The 17,247-nt window shown below is 64.5% G+C and carries 16 protein-coding genes; 5 read left to right on the forward strand and 11 right to left on the reverse strand.

The genetic code is table 11. The features are described from left to right. On the forward strand, positions 1 to 871 hold an 871-nt coding region (locus N5A93_RS02600; RefSeq protein ID WP_268953510.1), incomplete at its 5' end, for a hypothetical protein. 82 nt (positions 872 to 953) lie between these two features. On the opposite strand, the gene pncB is transcribed toward N5A93_RS02600, so the two are convergent. The 6 genes from pncB to N5A93_RS02630 all read right to left on the reverse strand — a co-directional run bounded on the left by pncB (position 954) and on the right by N5A93_RS02630 (position 8,458). Beyond that, positions 954 to 2,246, reverse strand: a complete 1,293-nt coding sequence (gene pncB, locus N5A93_RS02605; RefSeq protein WP_268953511.1) for a nicotinate phosphoribosyltransferase — start codon at positions 2,244 to 2,246, stop codon at positions 954 to 956. A gap of 100 nt (positions 2,247 to 2,346) precedes the next feature. Continuing rightward, positions 2,347 to 3,342 carry a helix-turn-helix domain-containing protein gene (locus tag N5A93_RS02610; RefSeq protein ID WP_268953512.1) on the reverse strand — a complete coding sequence of 332 codons (996 nt, stop codon included), beginning with the start codon at positions 3,340 to 3,342 and terminating at the stop codon, positions 2,347 to 2,349. 57 nt (positions 3,343 to 3,399) lie between these two features. After that, positions 3,400 to 3,966, reverse strand: a complete 567-nt coding sequence (locus N5A93_RS02615; RefSeq protein WP_268953513.1) for a sarcosine oxidase subunit gamma — start codon at positions 3,964 to 3,966, stop codon at positions 3,400 to 3,402. Continuing rightward, on the reverse strand, positions 3,959 to 6,910 hold the full coding sequence (locus tag N5A93_RS02620; RefSeq protein WP_268953514.1) for a sarcosine oxidase subunit alpha family protein: 2,952 nt from the start codon (positions 6,908 to 6,910) through the stop codon (positions 3,959 to 3,961). The genes N5A93_RS02615 and N5A93_RS02620 overlap by 8 nt, the downstream gene beginning before the upstream one ends. Beyond that, on the reverse strand, positions 6,907 to 7,194 hold the full coding sequence (locus N5A93_RS02625; RefSeq protein WP_268953515.1) for a sarcosine oxidase subunit delta: 288 nt from the start codon (positions 7,192 to 7,194) through the stop codon (positions 6,907 to 6,909). The genes N5A93_RS02620 and N5A93_RS02625 overlap by 4 nt, the downstream gene beginning before the upstream one ends. A gap of 13 nt (positions 7,195 to 7,207) precedes the next feature. Beyond that, positions 7,208 to 8,458, reverse strand: coding sequence for a sarcosine oxidase subunit beta family protein (locus N5A93_RS02630; RefSeq protein ID WP_268953953.1), 1,251 nt, complete (start codon positions 8,456 to 8,458; stop codon positions 7,208 to 7,210). Positions 8,459 to 8,546: 88 nt separating this feature from the next. On the opposite strand from N5A93_RS02630, the gene N5A93_RS02635 reads away from it, so the two are divergent. Both N5A93_RS02635 and N5A93_RS02640 read left to right on the forward strand, forming a co-directional pair. Then, positions 8,547 to 9,524 (forward strand): GlxA family transcriptional regulator, encoded by a 978-nt coding sequence (locus tag N5A93_RS02635; protein ID WP_268953516.1) that lies wholly within the window; start codon positions 8,547 to 8,549, stop codon positions 9,522 to 9,524. A 109-nt stretch (positions 9,525 to 9,633) separates the two neighbouring features. Beyond that, positions 9,634 to 10,353 (forward strand): type 1 glutamine amidotransferase, encoded by a 720-nt coding sequence (locus N5A93_RS02640; RefSeq protein WP_268953517.1) that lies wholly within the window; start codon positions 9,634 to 9,636, stop codon positions 10,351 to 10,353. Positions 10,354 to 10,427: 74 nt separating this feature from the next. On the opposite strand, the gene zapE is transcribed toward N5A93_RS02640, so the two are convergent. After that, on the reverse strand, positions 10,428 to 11,492 hold the full coding sequence (zapE, locus tag N5A93_RS02645) for a cell division protein ZapE (RefSeq protein WP_268953518.1): 1,065 nt from the start codon (positions 11,490 to 11,492) through the stop codon (positions 10,428 to 10,430). A gap of 132 nt (positions 11,493 to 11,624) precedes the next feature. Here zapE and N5A93_RS02650 point away from each other — a divergent pair, with 132 nt between their 5' ends. Then, positions 11,625 to 12,869: an MFS transporter gene (locus tag N5A93_RS02650; RefSeq protein ID WP_268953519.1), complete on the forward strand. Its 1,245-nt coding sequence runs from the start codon at positions 11,625 to 11,627 to the stop codon at positions 12,867 to 12,869. A 4-nt stretch (positions 12,870 to 12,873) separates the two neighbouring features. Here N5A93_RS02650 and N5A93_RS02655 read toward each other — a convergent pair whose 3' ends face one another. The 4 genes from N5A93_RS02655 to N5A93_RS02670 are packed head-to-tail and all read right to left on the reverse strand — an operon-like array spanning position 12,874 to position 16,301. Beyond that, positions 12,874 to 13,800, reverse strand: coding sequence for an alpha/beta fold hydrolase (locus N5A93_RS02655; protein WP_268953520.1), 927 nt, complete (start codon positions 13,798 to 13,800; stop codon positions 12,874 to 12,876). Then, positions 13,797 to 14,714 (reverse strand): ornithine cyclodeaminase family protein, encoded by a 918-nt coding sequence (locus N5A93_RS02660; protein WP_268953521.1) that lies wholly within the window; start codon positions 14,712 to 14,714, stop codon positions 13,797 to 13,799. The genes N5A93_RS02655 and N5A93_RS02660 overlap by 4 nt, the downstream gene beginning before the upstream one ends. Then, positions 14,711 to 15,331 carry an HAD family hydrolase gene (locus N5A93_RS02665; protein WP_268953522.1) on the reverse strand — a complete coding sequence of 207 codons (621 nt, stop codon included), beginning with the start codon at positions 15,329 to 15,331 and terminating at the stop codon, positions 14,711 to 14,713. The genes N5A93_RS02660 and N5A93_RS02665 overlap by 4 nt, the downstream gene beginning before the upstream one ends. 4 nt (positions 15,332 to 15,335) lie before the next feature. Further along, the gene (locus N5A93_RS02670) at positions 15,336 to 16,301 is read right to left on the reverse strand and encodes a DMT family transporter (protein ID WP_268953523.1); all 966 of its coding nucleotides are present in this window, start codon (positions 16,299 to 16,301) and stop codon (positions 15,336 to 15,338) included. 212 nt (positions 16,302 to 16,513) lie between these two features. Here N5A93_RS02670 and N5A93_RS02675 point away from each other — a divergent pair, with 212 nt between their 5' ends. After that, positions 16,514 to 17,209 (forward strand): methyltransferase domain-containing protein, encoded by a 696-nt coding sequence (locus tag N5A93_RS02675; RefSeq protein WP_268953524.1) that lies wholly within the window; start codon positions 16,514 to 16,516, stop codon positions 17,207 to 17,209. Positions 17,210 to 17,247 lie beyond the last annotated feature (38 nt).

Consider the following 17,247-nt stretch of genomic DNA (forward strand, 5'->3'; position numbering starts at 1 on the left):
GCCCCAACATGGCCATCGGCGGCATGACACCCGCCATGAAGCTGAAAACAGCCGCCTGAATTCTACGGCTGAACCCCATCAAAAATGGGGGGATTACCAAGGCATTGAACAATATTACTCACTTAACCGAAAGGGTTCAAAAGAGCCTTCAGATCAAGAAAGGCTTGTTCTCGACATCATTCAAAATATTCAGCAGTGCAAACGCCAGTATCAGAATTTGAGAAATACGCTGGAATTAGCGCACGATTCAGTTGTCAAGAAAATCGAGGTCGATAGAAGTGCCTATAACCGCGCAGTTTATGAGGCTATAACCAAGGATCGTTGCAGCGCGGGATTAAGCCGCGCAGCACGCACTCTTCAAGACCTCAGAAGAGAGCGCGGACGAGTGCGAGAGGTTAGGGATATTGAAGAAAAACAGGCAAAACAGGCGGAACTGATGCAGGTTGTTCAGAAAGACCCTATACTTGCTGCATATCTGTTCAATAATCACGTTAGTTTTTTCGACAAACTCTACCACTCGCATCCAAACTTTGGAAAAATTGATAAACTCAAAGAAGAAGAATTTCTAGATTGGTTCAATCTCGCATTTGCAGAGCATCGTGGGTATTCCACCGATATAATTAATTCCCGACTAGAATTGCATAGAAAATTCGGCAGCGATACGAAATTCAGATCGTTGACGCAGTCGTGCGCTGCCCTGCCATTGACTTATGACATGCTTGAAACCACTCACTTCGATAAGAAAAAAGATGCCTTTACCTTCACAGTTCAACTTTACAGATCGTCCAATGACAGCAGAAAAGCTTGCGAAGAAAGTGTACCGAATACACTTCAAATGCTCTCAGAGGATGTCCTGTCACTCTTGAAATAGCGCCCCAGAGAAAATTGATTTGGATCGTTGCTTTGTAAACGAAATCTGCAGATCGACAGAACGACCTTGTAACCACCTAAACCTAAACCACAACCTCCATCGCCTCCTGCTCCCCTACCCCGAACACGCGCTTATACCGCTTGATCTCGTCCTCCGGCCCCATCGCCTTGCGCGGGTTGTCGGAGAGTTTGACGGTGGGTTTGCCTTCGGCGGCGACGGCCTTGCACACGAGTGAAAACGGCGCGAGCGCGTCGCCGGTCGTGAGGCCGCGGAAATCGTTGGTCAGCAGCGTTCCCCAGCCGAAACTGAGTTTGACGCGGCCGTGGAACTGGCGGTGGAGGTCGATGATCTTTTCCTCGTCGAGCCCGTCGGAGAAGATGATCAGTTTCTCGCGCGGGTCCTCGCCGCGGTCCTGCCACCAGCGGATCGCCACCTCGGCGCCGGTGGCCGGGTCGCCTGAATCGATGCGGATCCCTGTCCAGCCGGCCAGCCAGTCGGGGGCGTTCTGCAAGAAGCCTTCGGTGCCGTATGTATCGGGCAGGATGATGCGCAGGTTGCCCGAATGCTCGTCCTGCCAATCGGCCAGCACCTTGTAGGGGGCCTCGGCCAGTTCGGCGTCGTCGCGGGCCAGGGCGGCGTAGATCATGGGCAGTTCATGGGCGTTGGTGCCGATCGCCTCGAGGTCGCGGTTCTTGGCGATGAGGCAGTTGGAGGTGCCGACGAACCCCTTGCCCAGCCCCTCGCGCATGGCCTGCACGCACCAGTCCTGCCAGAGAAAGGAATGCCGCCGCCGCGTGCCGAAATCGGCGATGCGCAGCCCGTCGAGCGGGCGCAGGCGTTCGACCTTTTCCCAAAGCTTGGTCATGGCGCGGGCATAGAGCACCTGGAGTTCGAATTTCTTCATGTCGCCCAGGACGGCGCGGGCGCGCAACTCCATCAGCACGGCGAGGGCGGGGATTTCCCAGAGCATGACCTCGGGCCATGCGCCTTCGAAGGTCAGTTCATATTGGCCGTCGCGGGTTTCGAGGTGATAGGGCGGCAGCGACAGGTTCTCGAACCAGCGCATGAATTCGGGCGTGAACATCTGGCGCTTGCCATAGAAGGTGTTGCCCCTGAGCCAGGTGGATTCGCCGCGCGTGAGCGAGAGCGAGCGGATGTGGTCGAGCTGTTCGCGCAGCTCGCCCTCGTCCACCAGTTCGGCGAGGCGCACCGATTTGCTGCGGTTGATCAGGCTGAAGGTGACCTGCGTGTCGGGCTTGTTGCGAAACACCGACTGGCACATCAGCAGCTTGTAGAAATCCGTGTCGATCAGGGAGCGGACGATCGGGTCCATCTTCCAGCGGTGGTTATAGACGCGGGTGGCGATGTCGACCATGCCGACCTCCGGGGTAAAAGGGTTCCGGGCGGTTAAAGCAAAGGGGGGGAGGGCTGGCAAGGGGCGGCGGTTGGCCGCACGCCCCGTGGCCGGTGCCGGGTCAGGCGGCGGCGCAGCCGGAAAAGGCGTGGCGGCGGACCTGATCGGGCATCTGGCCGTATTTGCGGTGGAACCACTTTTTCATCAGCGTGACGTTGGAGAAGCCGCAGGCGACCGAGACCTCGTTCATCGGCATCGAGGTCTGCGCCAGCAGGCTGTGAGCCCGGTCAAGGCGCAGGTCGCGATAGACCTTGAGCGGCGTCTGGCGCAAGCGCTCGCTGAAACCGCGTTCCAGCTTGCGCGGCGAGACCGCGAGGATATCGGCGATCTGGCCGACGCTCAGCGTGTCCTCGAGGTGGTCCAGCATGATCTGGAGCGCGTCGGAGATGACCTCGTCGCCCTGGGCCATGCGCTTGTAGCGCCAGTGTTCGCCGACAAGGGTTTCGGCCTCGGGTTCGCTGAGGCCGAGGTAACGCGAGAGGGCGGCGCGGGTGAATTCGCCGTCACGCGCGCCCACCAGTTCGACCATCATGCGGATCGCCGCGGCCGGGCTGATGGCGCTGGAGAGGGCCTTGTGATGGCAGGTGGCGCTGCTGCTGAGGTCGAGATCGCGGCCCAGTTCCTCGACGCCGGGGCGGAAATTGGGATGCACGACAAGGCGGCGCGCGCCCAGGACACCGGCGGCAAGAGGGACGAAGACGGCCGAGCCGACGACGCAGACACGCGCGGCGTTGCGGATACAGGCGCGCAGCGAGTCGAGGTTGAGCGTATCGGGGCGCCAGGGGGTCTCGGTGCCGCCGATCAGCACGAGGGTCTGGTCGGGGCCGCAGATCGGGCCATCCATCGGGCTGCGATCGCCGGCGCAGATATGCGACCAGCCATAGGCCTCCTGCCCCAGCAGCCGGTTGGCGGAGCGCAGCACGTCGATACAGGCCCCGGCGGCGAAGGCGACGGAGGAATCCTGACTGAGGAACACGAATTGGCCCGAGAGGCTGCGGCGCGCATTCTGGGGGCCGGAAACGGCAGGCCGGGCGGTCTCAAGGTTTTCAAGATACATGGATGATCTTCCTTTCCCTTATATGACACGGAGCCCTGAATCCGCGTGGTTTCCTGTTCAGATCGTGTTTTCGATCGAGGTTTCGACGGCATGGAGGAATGATCCTGCCGAGGAACTGGCCGACAGGAGCAGGAAGCTGTCCTGCCCCGTGCGGATGATGAGAACGCCCAGATGCTCCATCGCGGTGCGCGCCGCGTCATTGACGGCGAAGGCGCTGTCGTGAAGATCGAGCGGGCAGATGCGTTCGAGCGCGGCGCGGGCGGTCGGGCCGGAGAGTTCCAGACCTGTCCAGACATCGGTCTGGTCGGTGGTATAGACCGCGCCACCGAGGCGGGCGGCGACGACGCGCTCGGCATCGGGTGTGGCGTGGGTGAAGATCACCATCCCCGCATCGAGGCCAAGGCGCACCAGCCGCGCGCCGTCCTTGGCCGACACGGATTTGCCCGGTACCGGCAGCGCCGCGCCATAGGCGGATTTGATCGCCTTTTGCGCGGCGTCCTCGCCGCCAAGCGGCAGTGCGAGCGACACGAGCGCAAGATCGGCAGGCGAGGTCAGGCGCAGATCGGCGAAGGACTTGTCGTAGCCTGCCAGCGGCGGGGCGGATGTGAGGGTGAAATCAGGCACGAAGACGCTCTCCTTCTGGGTCGATGAAGTGGGCGGAGACGATCTCGACCTCGATCTCGCCGGTCTTGAGGGGATTGACGGCGCGGATGATCTCGCCCTGGCGTGTGTCGCCGCTCTTGACGAAGCCGAGTCCGATGGAATGGCCGAGCGAGGGCGAATAGGCCACGGAGGTCATCCAGCCCTGATCGTTGTCCATGGTGGCGTCATCGCCGCGATTGATGAAGTGCGATCCCGCGATCAGCTTGTCGGCGCGGTTCACCGGGCGCAGGCCCACGAGCTTGACCGCGTCGTCGCGGATCATTTCGGGGCGCTGGCTGAGAACGTTGCCGATACAGTCCTTTTTCTGGCTGACCATGCGGCCCATGCCGAGGTTATGGGCGGTGGTCTGACCATTGAGTTCATTGCCCGCCGCGTGGCCCTTTTCGATGCGCATGACGCCCAGCGCCTCGGTGCCGTATGGCACGGCGTCGAATTCGCGGCCCGCTTCCATCAGCACATCCATCATCGAATGGCCAAAGCGCGCAGGCACCGCGATTTCAAAGGCCAGTTCCCCGGAAAAGGAAATGCGGAACAGGCGCGCGGGCGTGCCGCCGCAGACGGTGATTTCGGCGCAACCCATGAAGGGGAATGCCGCGTTCGAGATGTCGTGATCGCTGTCCACCACCTTGCGCAGGAGGGCGCGCGCATTCGGCCCGGCGACGGCGAATTGCGCCCAGCCGTCGGTGGTCGAGATGAGATGCACATCCATGTCCGGCCAGAGGCACTGGCGCGCGAATTCGAGCCGGCGGAAAACCAGCACCGCGTTGGCGGTGGTGGTGGTCATGACATAGTGGTTATCCGCAAGGCGCGCGGTGGTGCCGTCGTCATAGGCGATGCCGTCTTCGCGCAGCATGAGGCCATAGCGCACCTTGCCCACGGCCAGGGTCGCAAAGCCGTTGCAATAGACCTTGTTGAGGAATGCGCCCGCATCGCGGCCCTGGATGTCGATCTTGCCGAGGGTGGTCACGTCGCAGATACCGACCGATTTCCGGGTCATCAGCACTTCGCGGTCGACGCTGTCGCGCCAGCCCTGTTCGCCGGGGCGCGCATACCACTGGGCGCGCAGCCAGTTGCCCGCCTCGACGAAGGTGGCGCCGTTGGCCTTGGCCCAGTCATGCGACGGTGTCAGGCGGAAGGGGCGGAAATCGCGCCCGCGCGCGCGGCCCGCCAGCGCGCCCATCGGCACGGGCGTATAGGGCGGGCGAAAGATTGTGGTGCCGGTTTCGGGGATCGTCTTGCCGGTGCATTCGGCCATGATCGCAAGCGCCGGGATATTGGCGGTCTTGCCCTGATCGGTCGCCATGCCGAGGGTGGTGTAGCGTTTCAGGTGTTCGACCGCGCGGAAGCCTTCTTGATAGGAGAGTTTCACGTCCTTCACGGTCACGTCGTTCTGCTGGTCGAGCCAGGCGCGTTTGGTGCTTTCGCGCACATACCAGAAGGGGGCGCTTTCGCGCGGTTCGTCCTCGGCGCGCGGGGCGGCGGCCCTGGAGGGTTTGAAGCCCAGTTCCTTGATCTGCGCATTGGCGGTGGCGCGGCCCTCGGCCAATGCGGCCGCCAGCGTCAGCGCGCCATTGGCGGCACCGGCCACGGCCATGCCGGGGGGCAACGTGCCGCCGGGCACGAAAGCGTTGATGTCGTCGCGCCATGCCGGGCGGCCACGCTGGTGGCAGGTGAGGTGGACATTGGGATTCCAGCCGCCCGAGACCGCAAGGCCATCGACCGGGATCATCTGACCGTCGGTCAGGGTGATGGATCTGACCCCCTTGCGCCCCACCGTATCGACGACGCCCGCGCCGCGGACATGGCGGATACCGGGCAGGTCGATCGGGGGAAGGGCATCGCGGCTGTCGATCACGGCAGGCACGTCGATACCGGCGGCGGACAGGTCGGCTGCGGTGCGCCAGCCATCGTCGTTATTGGTGAAGACGGCGATCCGCTGGCCCGGAGCCACGGCGAAGCGGTTCACATAGGTGCGCATGGCCCCCGCCAGCATGATGCCGGGGCGGTCATTATTGCCAAAGGCGATGGGGCGCTCGGTGGAGCCGGCGGCCAGCACAGCGCGGCGCGAATAGACGCGCCAGAGGATCTGGCGCGGCTTGCCGCCCGGATCGGGCAGATGATCGGTGCAGCGTTCCAGAAGGCCATAGACCCCATGATCATAGGCGCCGTAGACAGTGCTGCGTATCATCAGGCGCACGTTGTCCATCGCTGTCAGTTGGGCGACGGCTTGCGTGGCCCAGTCGGCGCCGGGCATGTCGTCAATGGAGAGCGTTTCGGCGTTGAGCCTGCCGCCGGGGGTGAAATCCTCGTCGGCAAGGATCACACGTGCGCCCGCGCGCCCCGCCGCCAGTGCCGCCGCAAGCCCGGCAGGCCCGGCGCCGATCACCAGAAGGTCGCAATGCACAAAGCCCTTGTCGTAACGGTCGGGATCTTCCTGCATCGAGAGCCGCCCAAGCCCCGCCGAGGCGCGGATCACCGGTTCATACAGCTTTTCCCAGAAGGCGCGCGGCCACATGAAGGTCTTGTAGTAGAAGCCCGCCGCGAGAAAGGGCGACAGAAGGTCGGTGGCGGCCATCAGGTCGAATTCGAGCGAGCCGCGATGGTTCTGGCTGGTGGCGGCGAGGCCCTCGAAGAGCTCGACCGTGGTGGCGCGGGTGTTGGGCTCCTGGTGGGCGCCCGAGCGCAGCTGCACGAGCGCGTTGGGTTCCTCGGACCCCGCCGTCAGGATGCCGCGCGGGCGGTGGTACTTGAACGAGCGCCCGACAAGGCGCTGGCCATTGGCCAGGAGCGCAGAGGCGAGCGTGTCGCCGGGGTGGCCCTTCATCGCCTTGCCGTTGAAGGTGAAGGCGATGTCGGTGCTGCGGTCGATCTGGCCGCCGCCCTTGATGCGGTATTGCTGGGTCATGCGCTGCGCCCCCGGCTGCGGGCCACGTCGCGGGCCAGTTCGACGGCGGTGATTTCATGCGTGGTGGTGTCGCGGGTCACCACCAGCCACGAGCGGTCGCCCTGTTCGTGATACCAGAGTTCCTTGTGCGGCCCCGCAGGATTGTCGCGCAGGTAGCCGTAATCGTGGAAGGCGGCGAGCGCGTCTTCGGCCTGCCAGTCGGGGCGGTCGATCAGCGCGGCATCGCCGAGATAGACGAATTCGGCGGCGTCGCGGGGGCCAAGAAGAGGATGGGGAATGATCATCGGTGATGCCTTCTCAATGCAGGTTGGGCTGGTTGCCCTGCCCCTTCTCGTCGATCAGGTTGCCGGTCATGAACCGGTCGAGGCGCATCTGGGTGGCGGTGGGGTGCGGTTCGTCGCGGGCCAGAAGATGCGCATAGCAAAAGCCGCTGGCGGGCGTGGCCTTGAAGCCGCCATAGCACCAGCCGCCGTTGAAATAGAGCCCGTTGATATGGGTCTTGTCGATGAAGGGGGAGCCGTCCATCGACATGTCCATGACGCCGCCCCAGCTGCGCAGGAGGCGGGCGCGACCGATCATCGGCATGATCGCCATGCCGCCTTCGGCCACGTCCTCGACCACGGGCAGGTTGCCGCGCTGCGCATAGGTGTTGTAGCCGTCGATATCGCCGCCAAACACCAGACCGCCCTTGTCGGACTGGCTGACATAGAAATGCCCCGCGCCAAAGGTGACGACGCCGGGCAGAACGGGTTTCAGCCCTTCGGTGACGAAGGCCTGGAGCACGTGGGATTCGATCGGCAGGCGCATCCCGGCCTGTGCCATGACCCGGCCCGAGGAGCCGGCGACGCAGACCGCGACCTTGCGCGCGCGGATCGCACCGCGGCTGGTCTGGACGCCGGCGCAGGTGCCGTTCTCGATGTCGAAGCCCGTGACCTCGCAGTTCTGGATGATGTCGACACCGCGGGAATCGGCGCCGCGGGCATAGCCCCAGGCCACCGCATCATGGCGCACGGTGCCGCCGCGGCGCTGAAAAAGCCCGCCCTTGATGGGAAAGCGGGCATTGTCGAAATCGAGAAACGGCAGCTCGGCGCGCAGCTGATCGGCATCGGCCAGTTCGGCATCCGCCCCGGCAAGGATCATCGCGTTGCCGCGCCGCACATAGGCGTCGCGCTGCGCGTCGGAGTGAAACAGGTTCAGGATCGAGCGCTGGCTGACCATGGCGTTATAGTTGAAATCCTGCTCCAGCCCCTCCCATAGCTTGAGCGAGAGTTCATAGAAGGGTTCGTTGCCGGGCAAGAGGTAATTCGAGCGGATGATCGTGGTGTTGCGCCCGATATTGCCCGAGCCGAGCCAGCCCTTTTCCAGCACCGCCACATTGGTCAGGCCGAATTCCTTCGCGAGGTAATAGGCCGTCGCCAGCCCGTGCCCGCCGCCGCCGATGATGACGATATCGTATTCGGGCTTCGGGTCGGGCTCGCGCCAGACGGGTTTCCAGCCCTTGTTGCCGGTCAGCCCCTCGCGGAGGATGCGGAAAGCGGAGTAGCGCATTGGCATGAATCCCATTGCTCGCGTTGCCTTCAGCCTGACGGTAACGGCGCAATTGGACTTTTCTGGAATGGACGGATACATATCCAGAATGGACGAAATCGGATCGAAACCGACAAAACCCACCCCGGACGCGGCCACCCGGCGAATCGGCGTGCTGCCGGTCGCGGGGTTTGCGATGATGTCCTATGCGTCGCTGGTGGAGCCGATGCGCGCGGCGAACCTGCTGGCAGGGCGGACCTTGTACGACATGGTGAATTTCGCCACCTCGTCGGCGCCGGTCCCGAGTTCCGGCGCGGCGGTCGTGATGCCGCAGGCGGTGGTGGGAGACGCGCTGAAGCTTGATTACCTTTTCGTGGTCGCGGGGGGCGATCCGACGGGCTACGCGGACCGGGCGGTGATGAACTGGCTCGCGCGGCTTGCGCGCGAGGGCGTGCCGCTGGGGGGTGTGTCGGGCGGGCCGATCATCCTGGCGCGCGCAGGGCTGATGGCGGGACGGCGGATGACGGTGCATTGGGAACATGCCGCGGCGCTGGCGGAAATCTCGCCGCACCTGGCGATCGAGCGCACGCTTTACGTCATCGACCGGGACCGCGTGACCTGCGCGGGGGGCACGGCGCCGATCGACCTCATGCATGCGCTGATCACCCAGCATCACGGCGCCGATTTCGCCCGCCAGGTCAGCGACTGGTTCATGCATACGGATGTGCGCCCCTCGGTCGGGCCGCAGCGCGCCGGGCTGGTGGAGCGCGTCGGCACCACGGCGCCCGCGATCCTGGATGCGGTGGCTGCAATGGAGGCGCATGTGGGTGAGCCGCTGACGCTGGCGCGGCTGGCGGGGTTCGCCAGCCTGTCGCCGCGCCAGCTCAACCGGCTGTTCACCGAGAAGCTGGGCTGCCCGACCATGCGCTATTACCGTGAGCTGCGATTGGACAAGGCGCAGAGCCTCTTGCGCAATTCGCCGCTGAGCCTGACCGAGATCGCGCTGGCGACGGGATTCGCCAGCTCCTCGCATTTCTCGCGCGCCTATTCGGAGCGCTACGGGCGGCCGCCCTCATCCTATCGCTAGCGCAAATGCGGCAGCACGCGCGGGATTTGCGCAGGCCCGGGAGCGGGCGCTTGCCGCCGCGGGGTACCGGCCCTAGGCTTGGCGAAACCCGAGACGAAGGAGGCCACGCATGCGCATTCTGGTCCTGCAACACGCCACAAGCGAACATCCGGGCATCTTCCGCAGGTTCCTGGCCGAGGATGGCCATGACTGGGACGCGGTGGAATTGGACAAGGGCGCGGCCCTGCCCGAAATAGAGGATTATGACGCGCTTTGGGTGATGGGGGGTCCGATGGACACCTGGCAGGAGGATGCGCATCCCTGGCTGGCGGATGAGAAGGCCTTTATCCGCGCGGCGGTGGAGGAGCGCGGCCTGCCTTATCTGGGCCTGTGCCTCGGGCATCAGTTGCTGGCCGAGGCGCTTGGCGGCGCGGTCGGCCCGGCCAGGACCCCCGAGGTGGGGGTGATGGATGTGCATCTGACCGAAGCGGGGGCGAGCGGCGTGCTGTTTGACGGGCTGCCCGAGGTGTTCCCGGCGCTGCAATGGCATGGCGCGGAAGTGACCGCCCTGCCGCCGGGCGCGCAAGTGCTGGCGACATCGCCCGCTTGCCCGGTGCAGGCGATGAAATGGGGCACGCGGGCCTATTCGACGCAGTTCCATGTCGAGGTCGAGCCCGACACGGTGGAAAACTGGGTGGCGATCCCGGAATATGCCGAGGCGCTGGAAACCACGCTTGGCGCAGGTGCCGCGGAACGGTTGCGCGCGGATTGCGACGCACGCATGGAGCGGTTCAACGAGATGGCCGAGCGGCTTTATATCAACTGGCTTCAGGCGACGGCGAAAACCTGAGAGGGGTGCGGGGGCGCTGCCCCCGTCGCCGCAAGCGGCGACTCCCCCGAGGTATTTCCGGCCAGATGAAGGGGTCAGTCCTGCGCCCAGTCAGCGGATTGCATTTCACGCAGCCGGCTGGCGGTGCGTTCGAATTCGAAGCTGCCTTCGCCTTCGACATAGAGATATTCGGGCTCGGCGGCGGCCGAGCAGATCAGGCGCACGCGCGCCTCGTAAAGCGCATCGATGAGGGTGACGAAGCGTTTCGCCTCGTTGAAATTGGAGCGCCCGAGCCGGGGGATGTTTTCCAGCATGAGCACACGGGCGGCGTCGGCCAGGGCGAGGTAATCGGCGGGGCCGAGCGGGCGGCCACAGAGATCGTAGAAGCTGGCGCGCGCCACGCCGTTATGGAAGGCCGGGATTTCGACCGCGCGTTTTTGCACATGCAGCACATGGGGCGGGGCATCCTGGCCATCGGTGAGGTCGTCCCAGAGGGCCTGCATCCGGTCGCGCGTTTCGGGGCCGAGGGGCGTGAACCAGGTGGGGCTGCCGGCCAGCCTGTCCTGCCGGTAATCGGTGGGGCTGTTCATTTCATGCACCACCATGCGGGTCTTGATCAGGTCGATGAAGGGCAGGAAGAGCTGGCGGTTGAGCCCGTCCTTGTAGAGGTCGTCGGGGTGGCGGTTGGAGGTGGTGACGACCACGATCCCGGCATCGAACAGCGACTGGAAGAGGCGCCCGACGATCATGGCGTCGGTGATGTCGGTGATCTGCATCTCGTCGAAGGCAAGCAGGCTGAGCCCGTCGGCGACGGACGCGGCCACGGGCGCCAGCGCGTCTTCGACGCCTTTCTGGCGGGCGGCGTGCATCCCGGCGTGGATTTCCTGCATGAAGGCATGGAAATGCACCCGGCGGGCGGACACCGGCACGGTTTCGACGAAGAGGTCCATCAACATCGACTTGCCGCGCCCCACCCCGCCCCAGAGGTAAAGCCCCCTGGGCGGTTCGGGCTTGCGGCGGAACCAGCCCTTATGTGCAGCCTGAGCGGCGAGCCCGGCGCGGATACGGTCGAATTCGGGCAGCGTCGCCTGTTGTGCCGCGTCGGGCGTCAGGTCTCCGGCGGCGGTCAGGCGGGCGTAGCGATCGGTCAGCGTTTCCATGGAGCGACGCATAGCGCGCCGGGGCGCGCAAGGAAAGCGGTGCGCGGACGCTGATGAGGCGCATCACAATGGCTGAATTGACCGGGGCGGGTTTTTTCCTAATGTGGCCGGGCGCAGGACAGGAACACCCTCATGGACAGGCAGGCGCCGCTTTTCACACCGGTTCTGATCGCGGGTTGCGCGATCATACTGGTTTCGTTCGCGATCCGGGCGTCCTTTGGCGTGTTCCAGATCCCGATCGCCGAGGAGTTCGGCTGGCTGAGGGCCGAGTTCAGCCTGGCGATCGCCATTCAGAACCTGGCCTGGGGGATCGGCCAGCCGATTTTCGGCGCGATTGCCGAAAGGATCGGCGACCGCAAGGCGATCGTGATGGGCGCGCTGGTCTATGCCGCGGGTCTGGTGTTGTCGTCCTTCGCGGTCTCGCCCGAGGCGCATCAGCTTTATGAGATCCTGGTGGGGTTCGGCATTGCGGGCACCGGCTTTGGCGTGATCCTGGCCGTGGTGGGGCGGGCGTCTTCGGATGAGAACCGCTCGATGAGCCTGGCGATTGCCACTGCCGCCGGGTCGGCGGGGCAGGTTTTCGGCCCGCCGGTGGCCGAGGCGCTGCTGGGATGGATGAGCTGGCAGATGGTGTTCCTGGTCTTTGCGGGCGCGGTGCTGATGGTGCTGGCCTTCCTGCCGCTGATGCGCGCGCCCGAGCCGGCGAGCCGGGAGGAACTGGAGGAAAGCATGGGCGCGATCCTGACACGGGCGTTTCGCGATCCGTCCTATACGCTCATATTCCTGGGGTTCTTCAGCTGCGGGTATCAGCTGGGATTCGTGACCGCGCATTTTCCGGCCTTCGTGACCGAGATGTGCGGGCCGATCGCGCCGGGGGGCGCGCTGCATGCTGTGGGGATCACCACCACATCGGCCCTGGGGGCGATGGCCATCGCGGTGATCGGGCTGGCCAATATCGCCGGCACGCTGACGGCGGGCTGGCTGGGCAAGCGCTATTCCAAGAAATACCTGCTGGCGGGGATTTACGGGGCGCGGACGGTGGTGGCGGGGGCGTTTATCCTGGTGCCGATGACGCCAACGAGCGTGCTGCTGTTCTCGGTGGGGATGGGGGCCTTGTGGCTGGCGACGGTGCCGCTGACCTCGGGGCTGATCGCGCATCTTTACGGACTGCGCTACATGGGGACGCTGTACGGAATCGTGTTCTTCAGTCATCAATTGGGCAGTTTCATGGGTGTCTGGCTGGGCGGGCGGATGTATGACGTTTACGGCGACTACACGATGGTCTGGTGGGTCGGCGTGGGGGTCGGGGCGTTTTCGGCGCTGGTGCATCTGCCGGTGAGGGAGGTACGCGCGACGCCGCCGCAACTGGCGGCGTGAGCTGCTAACGCAGCAGGAGGATGTCGAGCAGGTCCAGAACCTCGCGGTCATGGGTATAGGCAACGGCATGGCCCGCGCCCTCGATGACCTCCTGGCGGGCATTGCGGTTCCATTCGGCAAGGCGGCCGAGACCCGAGATCGGGATCACCTCATCCTCGCGTGCCCAGATGGCGAGCACCGGCAGGCCGGAGGCGGCGAGGGCGCGATGCGTGTCGGCCATGTCGCCGGAAAGGGCGTGGCGCAGGGACGAGAGCACCGCCGGGCGAAAGCCGCGCCAGCGCAATTCGCCCTGCTGGCGGTCGACCACGTTGTCGATGCTGCTGTCGAGGCCGCGTTCGGATTCCGTGGCGCTGCGGAAGGAATGGCCATAGGCGAGCATGAAGAGCCAGCGCCCGAACCGGTCGTAATCGACCACCAGCCGCGCCACCGGCCCCAGATCGTGGCCCATGCCCGCAGGCGCGAGCAGCACGAGCTGGCGCAGCCGCGGCCCGTGTTTGCGCGCGAAGGCGGCCGCGATGGCGCCGCCCATGGAATAGCCCATGAGCGTGATCCGGTCCCCGACCCCGAGACTGTCGAGCAGGTTTTCCAGCTGGGTGACGAAAAACGCCGTGTCCTGCGCGCCGCGCGGGCGGTCGGAATAGCCGCGCCCGTAAAGATCGTAGAGCAGGACACGAAAGCCCAGCCGGGCCAGCCCGTCGGCAATCGGGTGCCAGACATAGGAGGGCGTGGTCAGGCCATGCACGCAGACGATCAGCGGGCCGTCGGCGGGACCGATCCACTGGTAATGGGTCTGCCCGCCGGGAAGGTCGGCGAATTGCCCCGGTGCGCAGGCGCGGGCAGCGCCGCGCATGGCCGGGCGCAGGGCCTCGGCGAGGAAGGGCGCGGCGATGAGCGCCGCGACCGTCAGGATCGCCAGCGCCCACCAGATCATTGCGCGCTCTGCCAGGCGTCGAGGATGTAGCGGCTGGTCATGAGGTCCAGATGCGCGCCGCCGCCGTTCTTGAAGAGCGTGATCTCGTCATCGCCTGTCCGGGTGAAGCCCGAGGGCGAATAGTGATCGGCGATCAGGTCGCCGCGGCTGATGGTGCCCGCTTCGAGCGGGATCTTGATCTCGCCGATATGGCCGACGGTGGTGTCGTAGCTGTCCACGAAGATGCGCGCGCGGGTCAGTGCCGTGTCATCGACCTCGCGCATGTCGGGGCGGTAGGCGCCGATCACGTCGACATGCTGGCCGGGGCGCAGCCACTCGCCCTTGAGGATCGGATCGGTGGACATGGTGGCGGATGTCACGATGTCGGCGTCGCGCACGGCGCGTTCAAGATCATCGGCGACGCGCAGGCCCGGGCAGGTTTCGACCATGGCCTCGGCTTTGGCGCGGGTGCGGTTCCAGACCCGGAAACGGGCATTGGGGAAGGCGGCGGAATAGGCATCGAAGAGCGAGTGCCCGACGGTGCCCGCGCCCACGATGAGAATGTTCTCGCTGTCGGGGCGGGCCAGTTTGCGCGCGGCATAGAGGCTGTCGCCCGCGGTTTTCCACTTGGTCACGAGGTGGAAATCCACCAGCGCCGCCAGCGTGCCGCCCGCATCGTCATAGAGATTGACCGCGCCATTGATCATCGGCGCGCCCTTGGCGGGGTTGCCGGGGAAGATCGTGGCGGTCTTGACGGCCATGCCCAGACCGTCGATCCAGGCGGCGCGATTGAGCATCGTATCGCGGTCGCGGTAGAGGAAATTATCGGCGATCTCGGCCTTGGGCAGTTTGTGCCCGGCCTCGAACGCGTCGCAAAGCCCGAGCCAGTCGAGATGTCTTTCGCCTTCGTCAAAGGGGATGATGGTAATGGTCATGCGGCCTCTTCCCTGGTCAGCAACCCGTGTTCGACCAGAGTGTGCGCCCATCTTCCGGGGCCGTCAAACAGGTGGGTGCGCCAGCCGCGCGCATGGGCGGCGGCAATGTTCTCGTCGCGGTCATCGGTGAAGAGGAGGGTTTCAGGGGCAAGGCCGCAATCGGTTTCCACCGCTTCGTAGATCGCCGGGTCGGGTTTGACGAGGCGCATCTCGCCCGAGATGTAATGGCGGTCGAACTCGGACAGGAAAGGGAATTGCGCGGCGCTGAGGGGGAAATTGCGGGCGCCGAAATTGGTCAGCGCGAAGACCGGCACGCCGCGCGCCCTGAGCGCGCGAAGGAGGCGGACGCTGTGGGGTATCTCGGGGCGCGCGATGGCGTTCCAGTCATCGCGAAAGAGGCGGATTTCGTGCTGCCAGTCGGGATGGGCCAGTGCGGTTTGCTCGATCGTGTCGGCGAAATCGCCACCCGCGTCGATCCGGGTCATCATGGCATGCACGTCGAAGGCCGCGAACAGCGAGGCTGCGCGATCCGCGCCGATGCGCTCGGCAAGGCGGCGTTCGGGTTGCCATTCGATCAGAACGTTGCCGATGTCGAAGATGACGGCGTTTATACTCATGTCTCTACCTTCTGCGGGGGGCCTTGGCGACCAGCGTGCGGCCCTTGGCGGATTCGCGCCAGAGCATGTAGAGTCCGGAGCCGACGATCAATGCAATCCCGATCCAGGCGGTCGGCGCGGGCCATGTGCCAAAGACCGTGACGCCCCACATGATCGCCATCGGCATCGCCACATATTCGAAGGGCGCGGCGAAGGCGGCTTCGGAGAGGCGGTAGGCCTGGCTGATGAACAGGCCGCCGAAGACGCCGGTCGTGCCCAGCATCACGAGGATCGGCCAGTCACCCGGCGCCACCGGCCCCCAGGGGCGCAGGAGGAATTCGAGCGAGGGGTGGCCCGAGCCGGCAAATCCGCCATGACCAAGCACCGCGCCGAAAAGCAGGCTGGCGACGATGAATGTGGCCTGGATATAGAAGGCCATCGTGGCCGCGCTTTCGGTGCCGCCGATCTTGCGCGCGAGGATATGCATCACCGCATAGAGCGTGGCCGCCGCGACGGGCAGAAGCGAGGCAAGCTGAAACGCGGTGGTGCCCGGCTTGACGATCACCAGCACGCCGAGGAAACCGACGCCGATCGCCGCCCAGCGCCGCGCGCCGACGGTTTCGCGCAGGAAGATCACCGAGAAGATGGTGATCACCAGCGGCGAGACGAAGAATACCGCGATGGCATCGGCGATCGGCATCGCCGCCAGCCCCAGAAAGAGGCACATATTGGCCAGGACCACGCAGAGCCCGCGCAGAAGATGCATCCCCAGCCGCCGCGTGCGGATCAGCGCAAGCCCGCCGCCGAAGGGCATGATCAGCGCGCCAAAGACGCACATGGCGATCATCGCGCGGATGAAGATCACCTGGTGCAGGGCATAGCGGTCCGAGAGGAACTTGATGCCCATGTCGTTGATCGAAAAGCACAGCACCGCCGCGATGGCGCAAAGCGCGCCCATCAGGTTGGATCGCGATGTGGTGGCGGTGGTCATGAATATCCGAGGCTGAAACTGCCCCGCCAGATGAGAGGAGGGGGCAGGTTTTGTAAACCCCCCGGCGACGCAAAGACGGCGGCGGCGTGATTTGAGTATTTTTGGCAAGATGAATGCGGGCGCTTGAGAAGGCGTGATACGCGGCGTCGGCAAGTGTAGAAAAAATTGCATAACCAAACTAAGTTGGATGGGATGCCAACCAGGGAATCGGTATGCGCAACCTGCAACTCCAGTTTCGGTTGGTTAACCTGTACATGCGGCTTTTTCGCCGTTCGGCTGCGGACGACCCCCTGACGCGACACAACAAGAAGGCTGTTAAGCGCCTTCGCCAGATCGAACGTCCCAGCGTGCTTGAGATCGGTTCCCGCAACGTTTCCGGAAGGATAGACCGAAACCGTTTTCCGGATGCCGCGGAATATGTCGGTTTCGACGTTCTCGAGGGCGAGAATGTCGACATCGTCGGCGATGTGCATGAACTTTCGAAGCTTGTTCCCAACAATCATTTCGACATCGTGTTCTCGACATCGGTGTTTGAGCACCTCCTGTTTCCCTGGAAAGCCGCGCTTGAGATAAACCGCGTCCTGAAACTGGGTGGATTTGTTCTGACGCAAACGCACCCCGCCTGGCCAGAACATGAAATGCCCTGGGATTTCTGGCGGTTTCCGCATCAGGCCTTCGTTTCGCTTTTCAACAGGCATACCGGTTTCAAGATCATTTCCAAAGTCGAGGGTCGCCCGTTGAAGGCATTCGCGCTTACGAATGATGGCCCCTCGCTCAAAATGTATCGGTTCAAACTGAATGGTGCCGTTCAATGCCTGGCGCAAAAGACCGGTCCCTACAGGGAAGATCTACTGAAATGGGATCTGGTTGCGAATGATGTGGTCGACAATATCTACCCGGCCAAATAGGCAGCGCCCCGGATAGAGTGGAGGATGCACCCTTGGCA

Origin of the sequence: Roseovarius salincola (genome assembly GCF_026891095.1) — a bacterium.
Classification (GTDB): domain Bacteria; phylum Pseudomonadota; class Alphaproteobacteria; order Rhodobacterales; family Rhodobacteraceae; genus Roseovarius; species Roseovarius salincola.